The sequence below is a fragment of the Pseudomonas wayambapalatensis genome, assembly GCF_049942315.1.
GTDB lineage: Bacteria > Pseudomonadota > Gammaproteobacteria > Pseudomonadales > Pseudomonadaceae > Aquipseudomonas > Aquipseudomonas wayambapalatensis.
Map to the genome: position 1 here is coordinate 97,115 of NZ_JBNFMU010000233.1, position 16,751 is coordinate 113,865.

Here is a 16,751-nt window from a genome sequence, read left to right on the forward strand (position 1 = left end):
ATGGAGAGACACTATGAAAACGTTGACTGCCCTGTTCACCGCCGCCGCCCTGACCTTCGGTGCCACTGCCGCCTTCGCCAAGGACGTGCAGCCCGACGAAGTGGTCAAACTGGTCAATGCCAAGACCATCAAGTCGCTGGATGAACTCAAGGCCGCCGCCGTGGCCAAGCATCCCGGCTCGACCGTCACCGACTCGGAGCTTGAAGACGAATACGGCCGCTACGTCTACAAGGTCGAACTGCGCGATGCGCAGAACGTCGAATGGGACGTGGCCCTGGATGCCAAGACCGGTGAAGTGCTGAAGGACGAACGAGACAACTGATGAACACGCTGCCGCGAGCGGTGCCCTGCCTGGCACTGGCATTATGGGTCGCCTGCTCGCCGGCGACCGCCCGCGATTTGGACCAGGACGAAGCCCTGGAACTGCGTCAGCAGGGCATCATCCTCCCGCTTGAGCAACTGCTCGAGGCAGCTCTGGGGCGTTACCCCGGGGCGCGCCTGCTGGAGGCCGAGCTGGAAGAGAAGCACGGCCGTTACGAGTACGAGGTCGAGCTGCTGACCCCGGCCGGTGTGGTGCGTGAAATCAAGTACGACGCCCGTAGCGGCGTTTTGATCAAGGACGAGGAAGACGACTGAATGCGCCTGTTGCTTGTCGAGGACAATGTGCCTCTGGCCGACGAATTGATCGCCAGCCTGCAACGCCAGGGCTATGCCGTGGACTGGCTGACCGACGGTCGTGATGCGGTCTACCAGGGGCAGAGTGAGCCCTATGACCTGATCATCCTCGACCTCGGTCTGCCCGGTCTGCCGGGGTTGGAGGTACTGACGCAATGGCGTGCCGCTGCGTTGGCCATCCCCGTGCTCATCCTCACCGCTCGCGGTTCCTGGGCCGAACGCATCGAAGGACTGAAGGCCGGAGCCGACGACTATCTCACCAAACCCTTCCACCCCGAAGAACTGCAACTGCGCATCCAGGCCCTGCTGCGCCGTGCCCGTGGCCTGGCCAACCAGCCGCGCCTGGAGGCGGCCGGCCTGCACCTGGACGAAGGGCGCCAGTGCGTCGTGCGCGAGGGGGTGGATGTGCAACTGACCGCCGCCGAGTTTCGCCTGCTGCGCTATTTCATGCTGCACCCGCAGCAGGTCCTGTCCAAGAGCCACCTGGCCGAGCACCTCTACGACGGGGAAACCGAGCGTGACTCCAACGTGCTCGAGGTGCACGTCAACCACTTGCGGCGCAAGCTGGGGCGCAGCGTCATCGAGACCCGGCGTGGCCAGGGCTATGTCTACGCCGGGAGCAGCAACGGGTGAAGTCGATCCAGGCACGCCTGAGCCTCGGCCTGGTGGCCGTGCTGGTGGTGGTCGGCGTGGCGGTGGCGCAGGTGACCCTGTGGTTGTTCGAGGCCGGGTTGCAGCGCTATCTCGAAGCCGGGTTGCGCAAGGAGAGCGAGAACCTGCTGGTGGCGCTGGTCCGGGGCCCCAGCGGTCTGCAACTGGACGAGCGGCGTATCTCGGCGGCCTATCAACGGCCGTTTTCAGGGTATTACTTTCGCATCGATTTCGACCAGGGCACCTGGCGCTCCCGCTCGCTGTGGGACCTGGACATGCCCAAGCTCGCGCGCCCGGGGCTTGAAGATGGCCATGAGCTGGGCCCGGAAGGCCAGCAACTGTTGGCCTATCGCGGTGATTACCGGCGCCTTGGCCAGGATATCTCGATCAGCGTCGCTCAGGATTACTCGCCCGTGCGCGAGGGTTTCAGGCGCTTGCAGCAGATCGGTCTGGGCATGGGTGTGCTGGCGCTGCTGTTGATCCTGATCCTGCAGCGCATCACCGTGACCCGCTCTCTGCGGCCGCTGGAGCGCGCTCGCCAGCAGATCGCCCAGTTGCAACAGGGGCAGCGCTCCCAGCTCGATGCCCAAGTGCCCAGCGAACTGCAACCGCTGGTGGATCAGGTCAACCACCTGCTGGTGCACACTGAAGACAGCCTGCGTCGTTCACGCAATGCACTGGGTAACCTCGGCCACGCCCTGAAGACCCCGCTGGCGGTGCTGCTGAGCCTGGCGTCGAGCGAACGCCTGCGCGATCTGCCCGAGGTGCAGGCGCAACTGCGCGAGCAACTGGAGCAGATCCAGCAGCGCCTGGCCCGCGAATTGAACCGTGCGCGGCTGGCGGGTGATGCCTTGCCGGGCGCGCAGTTCGACTGCGACGCGGAGCTCCCCGGGCTGCTCTGCACACTTGGCATGATCCATGGCGAGGGGCTGCTGCTGGCGCGTGATGTACCACCGGGGTTGCTGCTGCCCTGGGATCGCGAGGACTTGCTGGAGCTGCTGGGCAACCTGCTGGACAACGCCTGCAAATGGGCTGACAGCGAAGTGCGCCTGGGTATCGAGGCAACTGCCGAGGGTTACCGGCTATGGGTCGACGACGACGGGCCAGGGATTCCCGGTGAGGCACGGGAGCAGGTACTGGAGCGCGGGTTGCGGCTCGACGAGCAGGTGGACGGGCATGGCCTGGGGTTGGGGATCGTGCGGGATATCGTCGAGGCCTGGGAGGGGCGGATCACCTTGCTCGAGAGCCCGCTGGGCGGGCTGCGCGTCAGCATCGAGTTACCACGCAAGGGGCGCTGACAGGCTTCGCGGCCCTTGAGTGATCGATCAAGGAGCAGATCCTGCAAAAAAATTGCAGTCCAGACGCATTTTTTTGAATTGGCACCAAAACGGTGCGCTCGGCACAATCCCCACCACGGAACCCTCCGGTTTCCATCTCTCCACGGACGGAGCCAATTGTCATTGCCTTGGTAATGCAGGGCCCAGACCCTCTCGGCTGGGCTTTCTTTTTTAAATCACCCAGTACGATTGCACCTGATTCGATGCCTGCCTCGCGTCCTGAAAACCGTCTGCAGCGCCTGTTGCCGGCGCCTTTGAATACTTCTCCACGGGAATGGCTGCGTGCCGCTGTCGGCGCGCTGCTGGGCCTGTTCCTCGCCGGATGGCTGTGCAGCATGGCCTACGGCCCCTTCATCGCCTTGCACCTGCTTGGCCCGCTGGCCGCCTCGGCGGTACTGGTGTTCGCCGTGCATTCCGGCCCACTGGCGCAGCCCTGGCCGGTACTCGGCAGCTATGCCCTGGCCGGGATCCTCGGGCTGGCGATGCGCCAGGGCCTGGGCAGCGAGCTCTGGGTAGCCGCAGCGGCCCTGGGGGGCTCGCTGCTGTTGATGTGCTGGTTGCGTTGCCTGCATCCTCCGGGCGGCGGCGTGGCGGCCAGCGTGGTGCTGGCTGACCCTGGGCTGGTAGCAATGGGCGACCATTTGCTCGAGCCGGTGCTGCTCAACGCGTTGATCCTGGTGGCGGTGGCGGTGCTCTACAATCGCCTGACCGGCGTGCGTTACCCCAAGGGCGCAGTACCGCGCAAAGACCCGCATCACACCCATGATCCACTGCCCAGTGCACGCGTCGGCATCAGTGGAGAAGACCTGGATCTGGCACTGGAGGAGCTGGGCGAGTTCGTCGACGTCACCCGCGATGAGCTCGAACGTATCATCCTGGCCACCGAGCAGCACGCCCTGCAGCGCAGCCTGGGCGGGATCACGGCGGCTGCGGTGATGTCCCGCGACGTACAGTTCGCCTCGCCGGACACGACCCTGGAACAGGCCTGGAAGATGCTCGCCAGCCATCACCTGAAGACGCTTCCGGTGCTGGAGCACGGGCGTCTGGTCGGTATCGTCAGCCTCAGCGATCTGGTCGGCCCGGCCATGGCACGGGGGCGTTTCAGTTGGCGAGGCCTGTTCCGTCGCCCGTCGACACGCATGGCACAGGTCATGAGCCGCCAAGTGGTCAGCGTGGGAAGCGAGCATCCATTGGAGCGCCTGCTGCCGCTGCTCAGCGAGCACGGGTTGCATTGCTTGCCGGTGCTGGACGGCGAGCAACTGGTAGGAGTGATCACCCAGACCGACCTTATCGCCGGCCTGAAACGTCATCTGCTCAACGCGGCAACGCAGCGCTCAGGCCAGCGGGTCCCAGCGTTGTGACCAGTCGCTGGCGCCGTCGGCCACCTGACGGCGCAGCACCGCGAGCGCCTGCTGCAGCGCTTCGCTGTCACGCTCGCGGGCATAGACCAGGAATGTCGGGTAGGTGAACTCCGGCGCCTGTGGCACGCGCTCCAACACGCCACTATCCAGATAGGCCTGCACCACACGGGTACGGAAATAGCCGCTACCGCCCTGGTCGAGGATGAACTGCAGCGCCAGGGGGCCTAGGTTGAAGCTCAGCGCCGGCCGCGCGCAGTGGGGCAGGGCCGCGTCGTGCTGGCGTCGGAAGGCTTCGCCCCAGTCGATATAGATGTACGGCTCGGGCAGATCGACGCGACGGATGCGAATCAGCTTTTCTTCCATCAACTGTTCGATCTGCAACCCTGGGCCGTAGGTCGGTTGATAGACCAGCGCCGCATCCAGCAAGCCCATCTCTACCTTGCGCAACAACGCCTCGCCCTCGCTCAATTCGCTGCGGATCGCCTGGTCGGGCAGGGCCCGATGCAGCGCGCTGACCCAATCGAGCATCAGCGGATTGCCCAGGCTCACCTCGCCCCCCAGGTGCAGCACCTTCTGGCAGCCTTGTGGCAGCGGCAGGTCACGGCGTGCCGCTTCCCAGGTCTGTACCAGTTGGTTGGCGTAGGTGACGAAGGCCTCGCCGTCGCCGGTCAAGCTGGCGCCGTTGCGGCTGCGCACGAACAGCTGACAGCCGAGTTGTTGTTCCAGGCGCTGCACCCGCGCCGAAATGGCGGTCTGTGAGACGAACAGGCGCTCGGCGGCGGCCACCAGGCTGCCGCAGCGCACGATTTCCAGGAAAGTACGGGCCTGATCGATGTCCATTGAGTGCTCGGCTGTGGGGGTAGTGAGCCATTCTAGGGGCTTTGCACTGGATTGGGGCGGGTAAATGGTCCAGGGGGGCTGGGCGCCCCAGCGTACCCTCAATGCCTGTGCAGCGCCTCGAGCACCTGTGCGAACGCCGGGCGTCGCTGTACATCCGCTTGCTGGCAGTGCTCGGCCAGGGCGCGCAGTCGGGTCTCGTCTTCTTCGCAGCGGTCCAGCAGTTCGTCGATGAGAATGCCGAAGGCGCGAACCTCCAGGCGCTCGATGGCCTCGCCAGCCGCGCCTGCAGCCAGCGAGTGGAACGACGCCGCGCCGAAGTCCCCGAGCAGGCAGTCACCGTCCGCTGCGCAGAGGATGTTGTGGGCATACAGGTCGCCGTGGTTCAGGCCCCGTGCATGCAGGTGCGCGGCCACCGAAGCGATACCGGCCAGCAGATGCTGCACGGCGTTCAGGCTGAAATGGCGCTCTGCCGGGTAGCGGTCACGGGTGCAACTGTCCAGGCTCGGTGGGCCGGCAAGGTTGAACCAGCTTGGGTCTATCCGTTGCATCACCAGTGCAGGGCGTTGCTGAGGGTGGTTGTCGATGCGCCCGAGCAGCCGCACCAGTTGCGGGTGGTCCCCGGCTGCCAGGCAGGCGCTCATCTCTGCCAGGGGCGAGCCATCGCTGGTGATCTCGCCTTTGTACAGCTTGACCGCCACCGACGCCTGCTGGGCGGGCCAATGCGCCAGGTGAATCACGCCCGAGGCGCCACGCCCGAGTTCTTCACCCAGTGTGAGGTCCGCCCAGTCGATACGCTGGCCGCTGGATTCTGCCATGGGCGTGCGCAGCGCCTGGGGCAGCGGGTTGTCGGCATAGGCCAGCCACGCCAACCGCGGCATGCGCAGCAGCCAGTCGGGCAGGGCCGTCAGGCGGTTGCTGGCGACGCGCAGCAGTTCCAGGCGTTCGCAGCGGGCGAGGCTGGCAGGCAGATCGGTCAGGCGGTTGCCGGCGAGCATCAGCTTCTGCAGATGGGGGCAGTCGCCAATCTGCTGCGGCAGGGTTTCGAGCAGGTTGTCGGTCAGTACCAGCGAGCGCAGGCTGGCGGGTAGCGCCTGCGCATCGACCTGGCTGATGCGGTTGCTTTTGAATCCCACGGTTTCCAGGCGCGCGCAGCGGCCGATGCCGTGGGGCAGGTGGGTGAAGCGGTTATCCGAGCAGAACAGCACTTTCAGCCGGGTCAGTCGGTGCAGGTCATCGGGCAAGGCGCTCAGGGCGTTGCCGGTCAGGTTGAGCACCTCGAGTGTGTCGGCGAGGGTGAAGATCTCTGGCGGGAAGTCGGTCAGGCCTTCGCACAGGTCAAGGCGGGTGATGCCTTGGAGTCGGCCGGCTTTGAGGTCTTCGAGGCTGTGCATGGTGCGCGCTTATGGCTTGGAAAGACCGCCATTCTAGAGGTGCGCCAGGCCATTGCAAATCTGCACAAGGGTTGCGACTTAAGTCCGATGGCAGGGCTGCAATGCCGGTCCATACTCAAGGCTCGCCCTTCAATAACAACAAGTACCGGGTTGCGAACCAATGACCTATCAGCACAGCTATGCGCATTCCATCACCGACCCCGCCAGCTTCTGGCAAGCCCAGGCCGAGGAGCTCGCCTGGCACCGCAAACCCACCCTCACCCTGCAGGAAAACCAGGACGGCACCCACCGCTGGTTCGCTGACGGGCGCCTGAACAGCAGCTACCTGGCCCTGGACCATCAGATCGAGCAAGGCCGCGGCGAGCAGTTGGCGCTGATCTATGATTCGCCCGTGACCGGCGCCGCGCAGACCTTCACCTACCTTCAGTTGCGCGACGAGGTCGCGCGCCTGGCCGGTCTGCTGCGCGCGCTCGGCGTGGGCAAGGGCGATGGGGTGATCATCTACATGCCCATGGTGCCGCAGGCGGCCATGGCCATGCTGGCCTGCGCGCGGATCGGCGCGGTGCACTCGGTGGTGTTCGGCGGTTTTGCCGCCAACGAATTGGCCCTGCGTATCGACGATGCGCGTCCGACCCTGCTGCTCACCGCGTCCTGTGGCCTGGAGTTCGACCGGGTGATCGAATACAAACCGCTGGTCGATCGCGCCCTGCAGTTGGCCCGGCACCAACCCCGGCATGTGCTGGTGCTGCAACGTCCCCAGGCCCGCGCGCAGTTGCAGCCTGGGCGCGACCTGGATTGGCAGGCGGCGGTGGCCGACGCCGAGCCGGTGGCACCGGTCGAGCTGGACGCAGGCGACCCGCTGTACATCATGTACACCTCCGGCACCACCGGAAAACCCAAGGGTATCGTGCGTGAGAATGGCGGCAATGCGGTCGCGCTGTACTACGCCATGCGTCACGTCTATGGCATGCAGGCGGGCGATGTGTGGTGGGGGATTTCCGACGTGGGCTGGGTGGTCGGCCATTCGCTGATCGTCTACGGGCCGCTGATGAGCGGCTGCACCACGGTGTTCTACGAAGGCAAGCCGATTCGCACCCCGGATGCCTCGGCGTACTGGCGGGTGGTCGAACAGTACAAGGTCAATGCACTGTTCTGCGCACCGACCGCCATGCGTGCGATCCGCAAGGAAGATCCGGAGGGCGAGCTGATCCGCCGTCATGACCTGGGCTCGCTGCGACAGTTGTTCCTTGCCGGCGAGAAACTCGACTCCAGCACCCACCAGTGGCTGGAGCGGGTCAGTGGCAAACCTGTGCACGATCACTGGTGGCAGACCGAGACCGGTTGGCCGGTGACCGCGCCGTGCGTGGGGCTCGAGGGCAGCGCTGCACGCCCGGGATCGAGCAATCGCGCAGTGCCGGGCTATCACGTGCAGGTGCTGGACGATGAGGGGCGACCCCTGGGGCCGAACCAGCAGGGCGCCATCGTGATCGCCTTGCCGTTACCGCCAGGTTGCAGCCAGACGCTCTGGGGCGACCACCCACGCTACCTGCAGGCCTACCTGCACAGCTATCCGGGCTATTACCACACCGGTGACGGCGGCTACCTGGACGATGACGGCTTCGTCTACATCATGGGGCGCACCGATGATGTGATCAACGTCTCCGGGCATCGGCTGTCTACCGGTGAAATGGAGGACCTGGTGGCGCAGCATCCGGCGGTGGCCGAATGCGCGGTGATCGGCGTGCACGACGAGATCAAGGGCCAGGTGCCGCTGGCGCTGGTGGTACTCAAGGACGGGCAGGGCATTGCCGAGCAGCAGTTGCAGGCCGAACTGGTGGCCAGGGTACGCGAGCAGATCGGGGCGCTGGCCTGTTTCAATCGAGTGCGTCTGGTCAAGCGCCTGCCCAAGACGCGGTCGGGCAAGATCCTGCGCGCGGTGCTGCGCAAGATTGCCGATGGCATGGACTACGTGGCACCGTCCACGCTGGATGACCCGGCGGTCCTGGGTGAGATAGAGGGCGTGCTGGCGGACTTGCCGCGGGTGGGCTAAGGCTGTGCTGCCAACGGCAGGCGCGCCCCCTCAGGCCGCAGGCCCCATCTGCTGCAGTTGCCCTAGCCGGCTGCGGGTGCGCATCAGGTCGTTGATCGCCCCGCCCAGGCTTTGCTCCAGGCTGCGCCTGCCCAGCACCAGCAGCGACTTGTCCTGGTCGTACAGCACATCGATCAGGTTGACGAAGCGCTGCTGCGCGGCCAGTGAACAGGCTGACAGGTCATCCAGGCCATCGATGATCCATTGGTCGAAACGTTCGGCCAGGGCCAGATAGTCGATGACCGCAGTGGGCTGCTCGCACAGGTCGTCGAAGGCGAACATCACCTGTCGCCCATGGCTGTGCAGCGCACGCAGCGGGCGGCGATTGACCTCCAGCGTGAGGGCCTGGGCGGCAGGCACGGCAAGGATCTGGCGCTGCGTGGTGTCGGCCGGCCAGACATAGTGCCCTTGGGTAAAGCGCTGCTGCTCGCGATTGGCCGGCAGGCTGCGAAAATCGGTTTCACCGCCCACTTCCAGCACCTGCATGCGGTCATTGATCAGGCGGATCACCGGCAGGAAGCGCTCGTGATACAGCGGGTTGGGCAGCAGCCCTTCAGGAGCGTAGTTGGACGTTACCAGCAAGAACACACCACGCTCGAACAGTGCACCGAACAAGCGGGTGAGCAGCATTGCATCGCCAATGTCATGGACGTGGAATTCGTCGAAGCACAACACCTGGCAATCGCCTAGCAATGCATCCAGGGTGGCCCCCAGTGCATCGTCCAGGGCGCGGTGGCGGTGCATGCCTTCGTGCAGGCGGGCGAAGAAATCATGGAAGTGCAGGCGGCGTTTTGCGGTGGTCGGCACGGCCTGGAAGAACCCGTCGAGCAGCCAGCTCTTGCCTCGACCGACCGAGCCATGGAGGTACAGGCTGCGCGCCTGGCCTTGGTCGAGGGCGGCGAGTTGCGTGGCCATGGCCTCGATCACCCGGTGTTGGCCTTCGCTCAGGGTATAACCGCGTTCGTGGGCCTTGCCCTGGAAGTGCGTCAGCAGCGTGGCGTCGGCCGGGGGCGAGGCACGCAGGCGCTGGCCGAGGTGGCGCAGAGAGTTTTGAATCCAGGCGGACAAGGCGACATCTCCGAATGACGAGGGCAGACGCAGCTTGCGCGAGCCTGCGTCGTTTGACCAGTCGAGAATGTGCGCCGCCGTTATCGCATGACGCGATAGGTCGTGCCGATCAGGCTTTGCGCTCCAACTGCCGTTCGATCATGAACTTGACGGCCAGGCGCTTTTCCTTGAGATGGCGCAGGTCTTCATCCATGAAGTTGCCCGCCGAAATCGATTCGGCCGCCAGCACCTGGTTGTCGAGGTCCATGTAGTCGTCCAGCAGGCGGTCCAGCGTCTTGTCCTGCTGACGCCGTTGTTGAACGATTTCGCGTGGGTAGTGCAGGTCCTGATACAGGTCGTGTGAGACTGGCATGGCGCCCTCCTTGTGATGCGCAAGCGGTGGTTAATTGCTTGGAATGGGCAAAGGCGCATGTGTTGAAGCGAGGCGGAAAAAAACCGACGGATGGTTATCGGTGCCGAGGCTTTCAGGGGCGAGCAGTGTCCCTGGCAACGGGTGTGAAGGCATCATCTCGTGGGCGTGGGCACTAACTTGCTGTTTTCCGGCAATTTTTTTCAACTCGGGGGTTCCCAGTCGAAAAGAATGTTGGTAAAGTGCGGCCCATTCCAGCACAGCAACACACGTAGCTGTCAGTGAATTCGATACAGGGGCGTCGCCAAGCGGTAAGGCAGCAGGTTTTGATCCTGCCATGCGTTGGTTCGAATCCAGCCGCCCCTGCCATTACTTCCAAGCAATCTCAAGCGTCCAGCCTGCAAGCCAGCCTGGCGATTTCTTGTGTCTGCTGGTCAGATGAAGCGCGCACGGCGCGCCATCCTGGCTTATCCCGCGTCCCCCAGCAAATCGTTCAGTGCCCGGGTCAGATCCTCGGCTTGCACGGGCTTCTGTATGACCAGGCTGCCGGGCAAATCCAGCCCTTCCAGTTCGGCGTAGCCCGTGAGAAACACCACGGGCAGGCGAGGGTAGCGCTCGCGCGCGGCGTGGGCCAACTGGGCGCCGTTGAACTCGGGCATGGCAAAGTCGGAGAGCAGCAGATCGATGCGCTCGTCGAGCAAGGCCAGGGCCTGTTCGCCACTGTGGGCCTGGCGTACCTGGTAGCCATGCAGGCGCAGCACGTCTCCGATCATGTCACGGACCAGGTGATCGTCATCCACCAGCAGCACCACTCGGTCATGGCCGTTGAGCGATGTACCCTGCGACTGTGCGAGATTCTGCGGTTCGTCGAGGTCGGTTCGCTTGACCGCCGGCAGGTAGACGCTGACCTGGGTGCCGAGCCCGGGCGCCGTGTCGATGCGTACGCCCCCGCCTGACTGCTTGGCGAAGCCGAACACCTGGGCCAGGCCCAGGCCCGAGCCCTTGCCGATATCCTTGGTGGTGAAGAAGGGTTCGAAGACCCGGGCCACCACCTCTTCGCTCATGCCGCAACCGGTGTCGCGAATCGACAGCATCACGTACTCGCCAGGCTCGGGGTCTTCCGGGCGCTGGGCGAGGGTATCGATTTGCATGTTGCGAGTCGACAGGGTCAACTGGCCGCCGGCCGGCATGGCGTCGCGGGCGTTGATCGCCAGGTTGAGGATGATCATCTCGGTCTGGGTCGGGTCGGTCAGTGCCTGCCAGAGGCTGCTGTCCAGATCCAGGCGCACCGAGATATTGCCTCCCAGGGTGCGACTCAGCAGTTCCTCGAGGCCGCCCAGGGTGCGGTTGAGGTTCAATGGCACCGGCTCCAGGCGCTGGCGGCGCGAGAAGGCCAACAACTGCGAGGTAAGCTTGGCCCCGCGTTCGCCGGCTTCGCGCACATGCTTCAGGCGGCTGCGCGCCCTGACCAGGTCGCCTTTGTCGAGGTCTCGCTCGACGAAGCTGGCGCCGGTGAGAATCACGGTCAGCAGGTTGTTGAAGTCGTGGGCCACGCCCGCGGTGAGTTGGCCCACCGCTTCCAGGCGTTGCATCTGTTGCAGGGCTGCCTCGATGCGCTCGCGCTCGACGATCTGGTCACGCAGGCGGCTGTTGGCCTCGGCCAGCCCCAGCGCCGCTTCGCGCTCGCTGGTGATGTCGCGGGCGACCACGTACAACAGCGTATCTTCCGGGACCACCGCCCAGGACAGCCAGCGCTGCTGCCCGCCGGCATGCTGGATACGGCCGATGAAACGGGCGCTGGTGCGCCCGTGGGCGAGGGCGGCCAGTTCTTCGAGAAAGGCTTCCTGCTCGGCTTCGGGTAGCAGGTGCAGCAGCGACGTCTGGCTCAGGCGTTCGCGGCTGATGCCCAGTACCGCTTCCCAGGCCGGGTTCAGCGCTACTGGCGTGAGGTCTTTGTTCAACACCGCGAGCAGGTCTTGCGACAGCTCCCAGGCCCGGTCGCGCTCGCGGGTGCGGCGCTCGACCCGTTCGCCGAGCATTTCATTGAGCTGCTTGAGCGCCTGGGTGGCCAGGCGTTGCTGGTGGATGTCCTGCAGCACGCCGGAAAAGCGCACGCAGCGGCCATCGACAAACTGCGTCTGTCCGGTGGACAGCAGCCAGTGCGGTTCCAGGTTGCCGGGTGCGGTAATGCGGAATTCGGCGCGGTAGTGGCCGTCGCTGTCCGGCCGCATCGCCAGCTCCACGGCCTGGCTGACATGGGGCAGGTCCTCGGGATGGATGCCGGCGTAGAACACCTCCAGGCTCATCTCGGTGTCGACCGGCAGGCCGAACAGGGTCTTGCAGCGGTCGTCCCAGAGCAGCAGGTCTTCCTGCGGGCGGTAGTCCCAGGTGCCCATGCCGGCGGCGTCGATGGCAATGCGTGCACGTGCTTCGACATCGGCCAGCGCCTCTTCGGCACGGCGCCGCCGCTGGCGCTCCTGCACCTCGGTCAGTGCCCGGCGCACGGCCTTGGGCAGCAGCGGCAGGTTTTTCTTCAACACATAGTCGGTGGCGCCCAGGCGGATCATCTCCACGGCGTGCTCTTCGCCGTAGATGCCGGAAAGGAAGATGAAGGGCACGTCTGGTGCCAGGCGCTGGGCGATGGCCAGCACTTCGGTGCCGGAGGAGCCGGGCAGGACGCAGTCGCACAGGATCAGGTCGTAGCGGCCCTCGAGCAGAGCGTGTTCGACTCCGGCATGGTCGAACACCAGGCGCGACTGGACTTGAAAACCACTGCGCTCAAGGCGCAACAGACTCAGCTCGGCGTCCATCGAACTGTCTTCGACCATCAGCAGTTTCAGCGCGGTAGTTTGCATCGTCGACGCCTTCAGTTGCCGCCACGCCGGTTCAGGCGCAGCGAGCCGGGCGGAGGTTCGTTGAGCACGGCCCAGAACACCCCGAGGTCGGAAATGGCGGCAACGAACTCCTTGAACTCCACCGGCTTGACCACGTAGGCGTTGACGCCCAGCTCATAGGCGCGCAGCAGGTCGGGTTCCTCGCGCGACGAGGTCAGCATGACGGTGGGGATGCTGCGCAGCTCTGGCGTGGCGCGTACTTCCTTGAGCACTTCCAGGCCGTCGACCTTGGGCAGCTTGAGGTCGAGCAGCAGCACCGCCGGGTTGCCGTCGTCGCGTTCGGCGTAGGCGTTGCGCCGCAGCAGGTAGTCGAGGGCATCGGCGCCATCGCGCAGGACAATGACTTCGTTGGCCAACTGGCTGCGTTCCAGGGCCAGGAGCGTCAGTTCCAGGTCCCGGGGGTTGTCTTCGACCAGCAGGATCGGTTTGAGCATGATGTGTACGGTTACCTCAGGTATTCAACGGATGACAGGCAGGGCGAAATGGAAGGTGGCGCCCTTGTCGACTTCCCCCTCGGCCCAGACTTCGCCATCGTGCCGCTCGATGATGCGGCGCACGCTGGCCAGCCCGATGCCGGTGCCTTCGAAGTCTTCCATGCGGTGCAGGCGCTGGAAGACGCCGAACAGCTTGCTGGCGTAGGTCATGTCGAAGCCCACGCCATTGTCGCGCACGAAGACCTCGATCCGGTCTGCGTGCTCGTGTGCACCGATCTCGATGCGTGCAGGCTCGCGCCCGCGGGTGTATTTGATCGCATTGGCGATCAGGTTCTGCAGCACCAGGTTGATGAAGGCAGGATCGGCGATCACCTTTGGCAGGCGCGCGATCTCCCAGACAATCTCGCGGCCGCTGTAATCCGGGGCGAATTCCAGGCGGATGTTGTCGACCAGCGCATTGAGGTCGACATCCGAAAGACGCAGGGCCGAGCGGCCCATCTGCGAGAAATTGAGCAGGTTGTCCACCAGTGTGCCGGCGAAATGCGCGGCCTCGCCGATGTGCTTGAGGAAACGCTGGCCGCGTTCGGACAGACCTTCGCCCTCGACCTCGCTGAGCAGTTCGGAGTAGCCGGCAATGTGCCGCAGTGGGGCGCGCAGATCGTGGGAGACGCTGTAGGAGAAGGCCTCGAGTTCCTTGTTCGAGCGCTGCAGTTCACCGCTCAGTTGCGCCAGTTCCTCGGCCTTGCGCAGCACGATGCCCAGCACGGCGGTGCGCAGCTCGGCCACGCCATCGATGACCAACGGGTTCCAGGCGGCGCAGAAGCCGCTGACCTCTTCCTGCCAACTGTCGAAACTGTGTCGTGGGCTGAGGCTGCCCTGGGCGCTGACCTCCTTGAGCGGTTGGCCAGCCCAGTTGACCGTGCGCACCTGCTCGGGACGGAACCACAGCAAATAGTGCGAATGGATCTGGGAGATGGCCACCGCCAACAGCCCCCCCGCATGTTCGGCCAATGCCGGCAGCTCAGGGATGTCGCGGCCCAGGTTGTCGCTGCTGAACACGCCATCGTCCCCGCGGCTGGACAGCCATTGCACCAGTTCATTGACCAATGTTTCGGGCGGTGCGTTGCCGATCAGGTCGCAACGTTCGGCGCTGATGATCGCGGCACCGCTGGCGCCGACGAAATCCAGCAGCACGTCGGGCAGGCTGAGCAGCCCTTCGCTGACGCTGTCGTAGTCGGCCATGGCTGACAGCATGTGGACGATACGCTGGCGCAAGTCGAGCAGGGTGCGGGTTGCGCTGTGTGCCTCGTGGGACTCGATCTGCAGCGACAGCACGCTGCCCAGCAGTTCGCAGGCGGCGCGGGTGCGAAAATCCAGGGCACGCGGCTGTTGGTGGTGGCAGGACACCAGGCCCCAGAGCTGGCCATCGACCATGATCGACAACGACATCGACGCCAGCGTGCCCATGTTACGCATGTATTGCAGGTGCACGGGCGAGACGCTGCGCAGCGCCGCGAAGCTCATGTCCAGCGGCTTGCCGGTGCGAGGGTTGTGGCTGGGAATCAAGGGCGAGGCCTGGTAGTTGGCATCCTCGATCAGGCGGATACGGTTGATCCTGTACAGCTCGCGAGCCTGGCGCGGAATGTCCGAGGCCGGAAAGCACAGCCCCAGGTAGCTTGGATAGCCGGGGTCGGCAGCTTCGGCGAGTACCTGGCCGTTGCCCTCGGCATCGAAGCGATACGCCTTGACCCGACCGAAACCGGTGATGCGCTTGATCTGCAGCACCGACTGCTGGAGCAGTTCCTCGATGCTCGTGGCCTGGTGCAGGCTGCTGACGAAGGCGCGCACCAGAGGATAGTAGTCGTCGTGTTCACTCAGGGAGTCGGCCGGGCGACAGGGCTCGAATTCGGCGATCAATACCTGGTCGTGGCGGTGTACCAGCAGGCGCAGATGCTCGGCGCAGGGCGCACCTTCACGCAGTTTCACGTCGCCGATGTGGAAGGGAAAGATTTCGTCCTGGGGCAGGCGCGCAAACTGGCGACGGGCATTGAAGCCTTGATCCATCAGCTCGGGCAGGGTGCAGCCGATCAGTGCCGGGGTGGGGATGCCAAGCCAGCGCTCGGCGTTCTCGCTGCCCTGCAGGATGCGCAGATCCTGTTCGTCGAGTACCAGCAGAAAGCCGTGGGGCCGGATGCTGCCTGGAATCTGGATGGGCTCCTGGGCGCAGCGTTCCACGGCTTGATCGAAGGCGTTCTGGGCGGTGGTCAAGAAAAGCTCTCCCGTCGTGGCCGCAAGCGGTGGCCATAGGCGTCTGGCACAAAGTGTGTACTGTGCAAGGTATCAGAAAGTCAGCATGTTCGCCGGGGTCATGGCCATTTGAGGGCTATTGCTCGGGGAGGTTCTATGTGACGCTGGAAATTTGTATAAGTTTCCCGTTGCAGGCCCTAGGGCAAGGCTTAGCCGAGGGCTGCCAATCCTGGAAAAATCCCGCGTGCTAGCAGGATCCAATCCTACTGCTACGCTCAAGACAGCACAGGGAACACTGGAAGGGAGATTCGGTGACGGAGCGCTTGCTGGCCTCGCTGTTGGGCCTGTTGTTGAGTGGTGGTGCCGTAGCGGCGGATTTTCTCGTCGAAGTGCGGGTCCAGGTGCAGCGAGGCTGCATGCTGGTGAACCAACCGCGCGACGCGGGTGCACAGGCCCTGGGTCGAATCGACCTGGGCAGTGCCGCGCGCCTGGACGGCCCTGATGCGCCACTGAGCGGCATACTGCTTGCCCAACGCCCGCCTCGCCTGGAGTGTAATCCCGATACGCCGTATCAAGTCAAGGTCGATGGCGGCCAGCATGGCGGCGTGGGCGAGTTGCGTTATCTGGGCGACGCTGATCGGCAGGCGCGCCCCATTCCCTATCGCCTCTATCGCGACGCTGCCTGGCGTGAGCCACTGGCCGTGGACGTCGCACAATCGGCGCGGGTGCCGGACAGCGGTTCGGTGGAGCTGCCCTTGTACGCGCGCATCGATCGACTGGCCTGGGTACCGAAAGCCGGGCTGTACACCGACCTGGTCAAAGTCACGGTCACCTGGTAGGGAGCGGACCCACATGCGCAAGGACGCGCCGACATGAACCGTACTTCTTTGCTGCTGTTGGCCCTCGGCCCATTGCTGCTGCCCGGTGCCTCGGTGCATGGCAGCACCACGGGATTCATCCAGGCGCGCCTGGTGATCAGCTCTGCCTGCCAGATCAGCAGCGACCAGCAACCGGCGACCCTCGCCAATCCCGGGCTGATGGACTTTGGCTCGCAGGCCCCGAGCTGGGATGGTCCGCTGCGCACCCGCGTGGATGATGCGGGCGGGCAGGGCAGCCTGCAGATCAGTTGCACGCCTCAGGTGCGCGCTTTCAGCGTGCGCATCGACGAAGGACGCAATGGCGCAGGGAGTGTGCGACAACTGAGCAACGGGCGCGTGCTCATCCCTTACCAGCTGGCTATCGACCCGGGCGGCAACACCCGATACGGCATCGGCCAGGCGCGCACCTTCACCATTCAAGGCACCGAGCAGGTGCCCGTCCCGATCTACGGCGTGGTGGTCGCGCAGCCGCGCGCGCTGCCGGCCGGGCTGTACCGCGACACCCTTCGAGTAACCCTGGACTGGTAACACGCAAGG

General features: G+C 64.9%; 15 protein-coding genes and 1 tRNA gene. 9 read left to right on the forward strand and 7 right to left on the reverse strand.

What is annotated here, in order from left to right:
- Positions 1-13: 13 nt before the first annotated feature.
- The 5 genes from ACPZMI_RS23485 to ACPZMI_RS23505 all read left to right on the forward strand — a co-directional run bounded on the left by ACPZMI_RS23485 (position 14) and on the right by ACPZMI_RS23505 (position 4,024).
- A complete protein-coding gene (locus tag ACPZMI_RS23485) occupies positions 14-322 on the forward strand; it encodes a PepSY domain-containing protein (protein WP_054894716.1) in 309 nt (102 codons plus the stop codon).
- Positions 322-636 (forward strand): PepSY domain-containing protein, encoded by a 315-nt coding sequence (locus ACPZMI_RS23490; RefSeq protein ID WP_186669530.1) that lies wholly within the window; start codon positions 322-324, stop codon positions 634-636. The genes ACPZMI_RS23485 and ACPZMI_RS23490 overlap by 1 nt, the downstream gene beginning before the upstream one ends.
- Positions 637-1,308 carry a response regulator transcription factor gene (locus tag ACPZMI_RS23495; protein ID WP_186709246.1) on the forward strand — a complete coding sequence of 224 codons (672 nt, stop codon included), beginning with the start codon at positions 637-639 and terminating at the stop codon, positions 1,306-1,308.
- Positions 1,305-2,624, forward strand: a complete 1,320-nt coding sequence (locus ACPZMI_RS23500) for an ATP-binding protein (protein WP_186709244.1) — start codon at positions 1,305-1,307, stop codon at positions 2,622-2,624. The genes ACPZMI_RS23495 and ACPZMI_RS23500 overlap by 4 nt, the downstream gene beginning before the upstream one ends.
- 242 nt (positions 2,625-2,866) lie before the next feature.
- Positions 2,867-4,024, forward strand: a complete 1,158-nt coding sequence (locus ACPZMI_RS23505) for an HPP family protein (RefSeq protein ID WP_426353170.1) — start codon at positions 2,867-2,869, stop codon at positions 4,022-4,024.
- Here the strand turns inward: ACPZMI_RS23505 and ACPZMI_RS23510 are convergent.
- Together ACPZMI_RS23510 and ACPZMI_RS23515 are read right to left on the reverse strand one after the other, a co-directional pair.
- Positions 3,998-4,864: a LysR family transcriptional regulator gene (locus ACPZMI_RS23510; RefSeq protein WP_426353171.1), complete on the reverse strand. Its 867-nt coding sequence runs from the start codon at positions 4,862-4,864 to the stop codon at positions 3,998-4,000. The genes ACPZMI_RS23505 and ACPZMI_RS23510 overlap by 27 nt on opposite strands.
- 98 nt (positions 4,865-4,962) lie before the next feature.
- Entirely contained in the window at positions 4,963-6,255 is a 1,293-nt protein-coding gene (locus ACPZMI_RS23515) for a leucine-rich repeat-containing protein kinase family protein (RefSeq protein ID WP_426353172.1), read from the reverse strand.
- A gap of 160 nt (positions 6,256-6,415) precedes the next feature.
- Between ACPZMI_RS23515 and ACPZMI_RS23520 the strand changes: the two genes are divergently transcribed.
- Positions 6,416-8,305 (forward strand): propionyl-CoA synthetase, encoded by a 1,890-nt coding sequence (locus ACPZMI_RS23520; RefSeq protein ID WP_426353173.1) that lies wholly within the window; start codon positions 6,416-6,418, stop codon positions 8,303-8,305.
- A 30-nt stretch (positions 8,306-8,335) separates the two neighbouring features.
- Here the strand turns inward: ACPZMI_RS23520 and zapE are convergent, their stop codons facing one another.
- On the reverse strand, positions 8,336-9,412 hold the full coding sequence (gene zapE / locus ACPZMI_RS23525) for a cell division protein ZapE (RefSeq protein WP_186719640.1): 1,077 nt from the start codon (positions 9,410-9,412) through the stop codon (positions 8,336-8,338).
- Positions 9,413-9,521: 109 nt separating this feature from the next.
- Positions 9,522-9,764: a hypothetical protein gene (locus tag ACPZMI_RS23530; RefSeq protein ID WP_186709228.1), complete on the reverse strand. Its 243-nt coding sequence runs from the start codon at positions 9,762-9,764 to the stop codon at positions 9,522-9,524.
- 291 nt (positions 9,765-10,055) lie between these two features.
- Between ACPZMI_RS23530 and ACPZMI_RS23535 the strand changes: the two genes are divergently transcribed.
- A tRNA-Gln gene (locus ACPZMI_RS23535) sits at positions 10,056-10,130 on the forward strand.
- Positions 10,131-10,228: 98 nt separating this feature from the next.
- Here ACPZMI_RS23535 and ACPZMI_RS23540 read toward each other — a convergent pair.
- From ACPZMI_RS23540 to ACPZMI_RS23550, 3 genes are read right to left on the reverse strand one after another with little or no spacing between them, the layout of a single operon-like run.
- Positions 10,229-12,616, reverse strand: coding sequence for a response regulator (locus tag ACPZMI_RS23540; protein ID WP_426353174.1), 2,388 nt, complete (start codon positions 12,614-12,616; stop codon positions 10,229-10,231).
- 11 nt (positions 12,617-12,627) lie between these two features.
- Entirely contained in the window at positions 12,628-13,089 is a 462-nt protein-coding gene (locus ACPZMI_RS23545; RefSeq protein ID WP_426353175.1) for a response regulator, read from the reverse strand.
- Between the two features lie 24 nt (positions 13,090-13,113).
- A complete protein-coding gene (locus ACPZMI_RS23550) occupies positions 13,114-15,357 on the reverse strand; it encodes an ATP-binding protein (RefSeq protein ID WP_426353176.1) in 2,244 nt (747 codons plus the stop codon).
- A 290-nt stretch (positions 15,358-15,647) separates the two neighbouring features.
- On the opposite strand from ACPZMI_RS23550, the gene ACPZMI_RS23555 reads away from it, so the two are divergent.
- The gene (locus tag ACPZMI_RS23555; RefSeq protein WP_186669513.1) at positions 15,648-16,175 is read left to right on the forward strand and encodes a Csu type fimbrial protein; all 528 of its coding nucleotides are present in this window, start codon (positions 15,648-15,650) and stop codon (positions 16,173-16,175) included.
- Between the two features lie 33 nt (positions 16,176-16,208).
- Positions 16,209-16,742 carry a Csu type fimbrial protein gene (locus ACPZMI_RS23560; RefSeq protein WP_426353177.1) on the forward strand — a complete coding sequence of 178 codons (534 nt, stop codon included), beginning with the start codon at positions 16,209-16,211 and terminating at the stop codon, positions 16,740-16,742.
- The last annotated feature ends 9 nt before the right edge of the window (positions 16,743-16,751 follow it).